Origin of the sequence: Nocardioides sp. (genome assembly GCF_036405735.1) — a bacterium.
Classification (GTDB): domain Bacteria; phylum Actinomycetota; class Actinomycetes; order Propionibacteriales; family Nocardioidaceae; genus Nocardioides.
Genome location: NZ_DASWXC010000066.1, coordinates 1 through 5403, shown reverse-complemented (window position 1 = coordinate 5403; position 5403 = coordinate 1). Strand labels below are relative to the sequence as shown.

Genomic DNA, 5403 nt, shown 5'->3' with positions numbered 1-5403 from the left:
TTCGGCATCGCCATCGGCGGCGTGTGGCGCGAGATCGAGGGCACGCTCTCGGAGCTGCCCAGCGAGCGCACCGCCGAGGACGGCGAGTCCGGGTCCACCGGGTCCTCCCTGGGCGACGAGCTCGCCGCGCGCCGCGCTGCCCGCAAGATCGGGTGACCGGCGCCCCGCACTCCGTCTGACCGATCGCCCCGGCCCGTCGATTGACGGGACCGGGGCGATCGGCGTCTAGACTGGTGTGCGCTGAACATCCCGTGCGGGAGAGCTCCGGTCGACGGAGCGCCGAAGGGGCAATTCCTCCCCGGAACCTCTCAGGCACCCGGACCGCGTGGGACAGGCGACTCTGGAGCGCGGCCGCGGCCGGGCGACAGAGGGGGAGGACAGTACGCGACCCCTGTCCGCAGACCCCAGGAGCGCCACCGGTGACCGATCAGCCCAGCCTCTCCGAGCTCGACGCGGCGCTGCCGTTCGTCGACCGCCACGTCGGCATCACGCCGGCCGACGAGCGGGCCATGCTCGCGCGACTCGGTCGGGGCTCGCTCGACGAGCTCATGGACGCCGCCGTTCCCGGCGGCATCCGGAGCACGGAGCGCCTCGACCTGCCGACCGCGATGAGCGAGGCGGCGGTCGCCAGCCTCGCGCGTGAGCTGGCGAGCCAGAACAAGCCGGGGGAGAGCCTCATCGGCCTCGGCTACCACGGCACGATCACACCGCCCGTCATCCGGCGCAACGTGCTGGAGGACCCGAGCTGGTACACCGCCTACACGCCGTACCAGCCCGAGATCTCCCAGGGCCGGCTGGAGGCGCTGCTCAACTTCCAGACCATGGTGGGTGACCTGACCGGCCTCCCGACGGCGAACTCCTCGCTGCTCGACGAGGGCACGGCCGCGGCCGAGGCGATGACGCTGGTGCGGCGGGCGACGAAGGCCGACCCCGCCAGCGTCTTCGTGGTCGACGCCGACGCGCTGCCGCAGACCATCGAGGTGGTGCGCACCCGCGCCGAGGCGATGGGCATCGAGGTCGTCGTGGCGGACCTCGCCGAGGAGCTCCCCGAGGGTGCGATCTGCGGTGTGCTGGTGCAGTACCCCGGCGCCAGCGGCGCGGTCCGTGACCCGCGCCCCGTCATCGACGCGGTCCACGAGCGGGGCGGCCTCGCGGTCGTCGCCGCGGACCTGCTGGCGCTCACGGTGCTGGAGGCGCCAGGCGCGCTCGGCGCCGACGTCGTCGTCGGGTCCTCGCAGCGCTTCGGCGTGCCGTTGTTCTACGGTGGCCCGCACGCCGGCTTCATGGCCGTCTCGTCCGGCCTGGAGCGCCACCTGCCGGGCCGGCTGGTCGGCGTCTCGCTCGACGCGGAGGGCCGGCCGGCGTACCGCCTGGCGCTGCAGACCCGCGAGCAGCACATCCGCCGCGACAAGGCCACCTCCAACATCTGCACCGCGCAGGTCCTGCTCGCGGTCGCGGCCTCCATGTACGCCGTCTACCACGGCCCCGAGGGGCTGCGCTCGATCGCCACCCGCGCACACCGGTACGCCGCCGTGCTCGCCGCGGCGCTGAGGGCTGGTGGACTGCAGGTGCAGGGGGAGGCGTTCTTCGACACCATCACGGTCGCGGTGCCCGGTCGGGCCGCCGACGTGGTCGCCGGCGGTCGCGCCCTGGGACTCCACCTGCGGCTCGTCGACGCCGACACCGTCGGGCTGTCCACCTCCGAGACGACGACGCGGTCCACGCTGACCAGCGTGCTGCGGGCGTTCGGGGTGCCGACCGACTCGACCACCGAGGGTGGCGTCGACCTCGACGAGCTGGACCGCACGACGGCCTCCGCGCTGCCGGCCGCGCTGGTGCGCGCCACGCCGTACCTCACCCACGAGGTCTTCAACAGCCACCACAGCGAGACCCAGATGCTGCGCTACCTGCGCCGGCTCTCGGCCCGCGACTACGCGCTGGACCGCGGCATGATCCCGCTCGGCTCCTGCACGATGAAGCTCAACGCGACCACGGAGATGGAGCCCATCTCTCTGCCGGGCTTCGCCGACCTGCACCCGTTCGTGCCGGCCGAGGACGCGCTCGGCTACCGCCGGCTGGTCGACGAGCTGGAGGGCTGGCTGGCCGAGGTGACCGGCTACGACCAGGTCTCGATCCAGCCCAACGCCGGATCCCAGGGCGAGCTCGCGGGCCTGCTGGCGATCCGCGCCTACCACCGGGCCAACGGCGACGCCCAGCGCGACGTGTGCCTGCTGCCGGGATCGGCGCACGGCACGAACGCCGCCTCGGCGGTGATGGCCGGCATGAGGGTCGTCGTGGTGAAGTCCGCCGACGACGGCACCGTCGACCTCGACGACCTCCGCGCGCAGTGCGAGCGCCACAGCGACGACCTCGCCGCGATCATGGTGACCTACCCCTCGACGCACGGCGTCTACGAGGAGGGCATCACCGAGCTGTGCGAGATCGTGCACCGCCACGGCGGTCAGGTCTACATCGACGGGGCCAACTTCAACGCGCTGCTCGGCTACGCCAAGCCGGGCGAGTTCGGCGGCGACGTCTCCCACCTCAACCTGCACAAGACCTTCTGCATCCCGCACGGTGGCGGCGGGCCCGGCGTCGGCCCGGTGGCGGTGCGCTCCCACCTCGCGCCCTATCTGCCCTCGCACGCCCAGCACCCCGACGAGGCGAAGCGGTCCGGCATCGGACCGATCTCCGCGGCGCCGTACGGCTCGGCGGGCATCCTGCCGATCTCGTGGGCCTACGTGCGCCTGATGGGCGCCGAGGGCCTGGCGCGGGCGACGGCGACGGCGGTGCTGTCGGCCAACTACGTCGCCGCGCGGCTGGGCGAGCACTACCCGGTGCTGTACCGCGGCCAGGGCGGCCTGGTCGCGCACGAGTGCATCCTCGACCTGCGCGAGATCACCAAGACCACCGGCGTCACCGTCGACGACGTCGCCAAGCGGCTCATCGACTACGGCTTCCACGCTCCGACCATGTCCTTCCCGGTGGCCGGCACCCTGATGGTGGAGCCGACCGAGTCCGAGGACCTGGCCGAGCTGGACCGGTTCATCGACGCGATGATCGCGATCAAGGGCGAGATCGACCGGGTGGCGGCGGGGGAGTGGACCCCCGAGGGCTCCGTGCTCCGCGGCGCCCCGCACACCTCCCGTGCGCTGGTCGGTGCGTGGGAGCGGGCCTACTCGCGCGAGGAGGCCGTGTTCCCGACCGGCGTCGATCCGGACAAGTACTGGCCTCCGGTGGCGCGCATCGACAATGCGTACGGCGACCGCAACCTGGTGTGCGCCTGCCCGCCCCCGGAGGCCTTCGCCGAGTAGGCCGCACGCGGGACGACGCCTCAGCCGGCGTGCGTGACCTGCAGCCGGTAACGGAACGCCGTGTCGCAGTCGAGCGGCGCCGTACGCTCGCGGTAGGTCACCTCGAGGTCGGTGCTCAGGCGGCGGTGGGTGCCGACCGCGGTCGTGTCCTCGTGGGTGGAACGGACCCGCTTGACGTGCTGCGTACGGATGGCGGTGCCGGTGATGCGGACCGCCTGCTGGGCCACCCGGATCGTGGTGTCGACGTGGCCGGCCCGGACCAGCTTCGCCTCCTGGCTGCGGCCCTTGCCCGGGCCGTCGCCGTGGTCGAACACGACCTGGAGCTCGTTGCCGTAGCGGCTGTTCTCGTACAGGCTGACCGCGACGTGCTGACCGGCGACCTTCCCGGTGCACTCCACGACCAGGCCCCGCTCGGGGTGTGTGGTGGTGGCGGCTCCGGCCGCGGTGGGGGAGAGGGTCAGCAGGGCGCTGCCGACGAGAGAGGTCGTCAGAGCGGCGGTGATGGTGCCGAGGGCGGTGCGGTGCATGGCGTCGTCTCCTTGTGAGTGATGTCGCAAGGGATACGCCCGAGCCGGCCGCTCGGTTGCATCACGCTCCGGAGAGACTCACCGCGGAGCCGGTGCGGCGCTTGGTGACGACGAGCTGGGCGGGGATCCGGTCGCGCATCTCGGCGACGTGGCTGACCACACCGACCACCCGGCCGCCGTCGCGCAGACCATCGAGGACGTCGAGCACGTCGTCGAGCGTGTCGGCGTCGAGCGAGCCGAACCCCTCGTCGACGAAGAGGGTGTCCAGGTCGGCCCCACCCGCCTCACGGGTGATCACGTCGGCCAGGCCGAGGGCGAGGGCGAGCGACACCACGAACGTCTCGCCGCCCGACAGCGTGGCCGGGTCGCGCGACTCGCCGGACCAATCGTCGCGCACGGTGAGCGCCAGGCCCCCGCGGCGGTCACCGGCGCCCTTCTGCAGTGAGTGCTCGAGGGAGTAGCGCCGGTCGCTCATCGTCGCGAGCCGTTCGTTGGCGGCGGCCACCACCTGGGTGAGGCGGTAGGCCACGACGTACGCCGAGAGCGACATCTGGAGCTGGTTGTCGGCCGACTTGCCCTCCACGAACGCGGCCAGCCGGCTGGCCAGCTCGAGCTCGGCACGCAGCGGGCCCCACGCGGCGAGCTGTGCGGCGAGCTCGTCCTGCAGCGTCGTGATCCGGGCCAGGCGGGTGACGCCGCGCTGGACGGCCGCCTGGGCGGTCGCGAGGGCGTCGAGGGCGGTGGCGTGCGCGGCCGTGAGGGCGGGCAGGTCGGGCAGCGGATCGGTGGCGACGGCGTCGGCACCAGGCTCCCTGAGCACCTCCGTGACGGCGGCGAGGCGCCGCTCGTGGTGCTGGACGCGAGCGGCGCGGTCGTCGAGCTCGGTCGGCGACAGTGCGGCGGCCACGGCGTCGTCGGCCGCGTCGAAGCCGGCGTCGCGGCAGGCGGCCTCGAGCTCGGCAGCCGCGTCCTCGACCGTGGCAGCGGCCTGTCGGGCGGTCTCGAGGGCGGCGAGGCCCCGGCGGATGTCGGCCAACGTCCGGTCGAGGCGGTCCACCAGGGTGGCGATGTCGTCGACGGCGTCACCGGTGTCGTCGGCGTCGTGAGCGGCGAGAGCGGCGTCGAGAGCACCTCGCAGCTCCTGCTCCTCGGCGGCGAGATGACGCAGATCCGCCTGCGCCGCCGACCGTTGCCGCTCGAGGTCGAGCCGTCGCTCGGCGAGCGTCTGCTGCTCGGCACGCAGCGCCTCGACCTCCGCGGCGAGCGTGGCGGACCTTGCGGCCACCGTCTCGGCGCCCGCGAGGTCTGCCGCGAGGCGGGTGCGGTCACCTGTGGCGGCCGACTCCGCCTGGGTGAGCAGGAACGCCAGCTCACGCACCTCGACGTCGCGCAGGTGCTCGGCGGACTTCGCGTCGTCGTAGTCCTTCTGAGCCGCCTTCTCGGCCGCGGCGTCGGGCGCGTCGGCCGTCGCGCTGGCCTTGTGCGGGTGCTCGCACGAGCCGCACACCGGGCAGGAGCCGCCCACGGCGAGTCCGCCGGCGAGCTCCGCGGCCATGCTCTCC

The 5403-nt window shown here is 73.4% G+C and carries 3 protein-coding genes and 1 riboswitch; of the genes, 1 reads left to right on the top strand and 2 read right to left on the bottom strand.

All coding sequences use genetic code 11. The features are described from left to right. The first annotated feature begins 244 nt into the window (after positions 1-244). Positions 245-334: riboswitch (glycine riboswitch) on the top strand. Between the two features lie 85 nt (positions 335-419). After that, positions 420-3314, top strand: a complete 2895-nt coding sequence (gene gcvP, locus VGE38_RS10390) for an aminomethyl-transferring glycine dehydrogenase (protein WP_331142470.1) — start codon at positions 420-422, stop codon at positions 3312-3314. A gap of 20 nt (positions 3315-3334) precedes the next feature. Here the strand turns inward: gcvP and VGE38_RS10385 are convergent, their stop codons facing one another. After that, the gene (locus VGE38_RS10385) at positions 3335-3841 is read right to left on the bottom strand and encodes a hypothetical protein (protein ID WP_331142469.1); all 507 of its coding nucleotides are present in this window, start codon (positions 3839-3841) and stop codon (positions 3335-3337) included. Positions 3842-3902: 61 nt separating this feature from the next. Further along, positions 3903-5403 (bottom strand): SbcC/MukB-like Walker B domain-containing protein (locus VGE38_RS10380; protein WP_331142468.1); only part of this gene is annotated, 1501 nt, incomplete at its 5' end.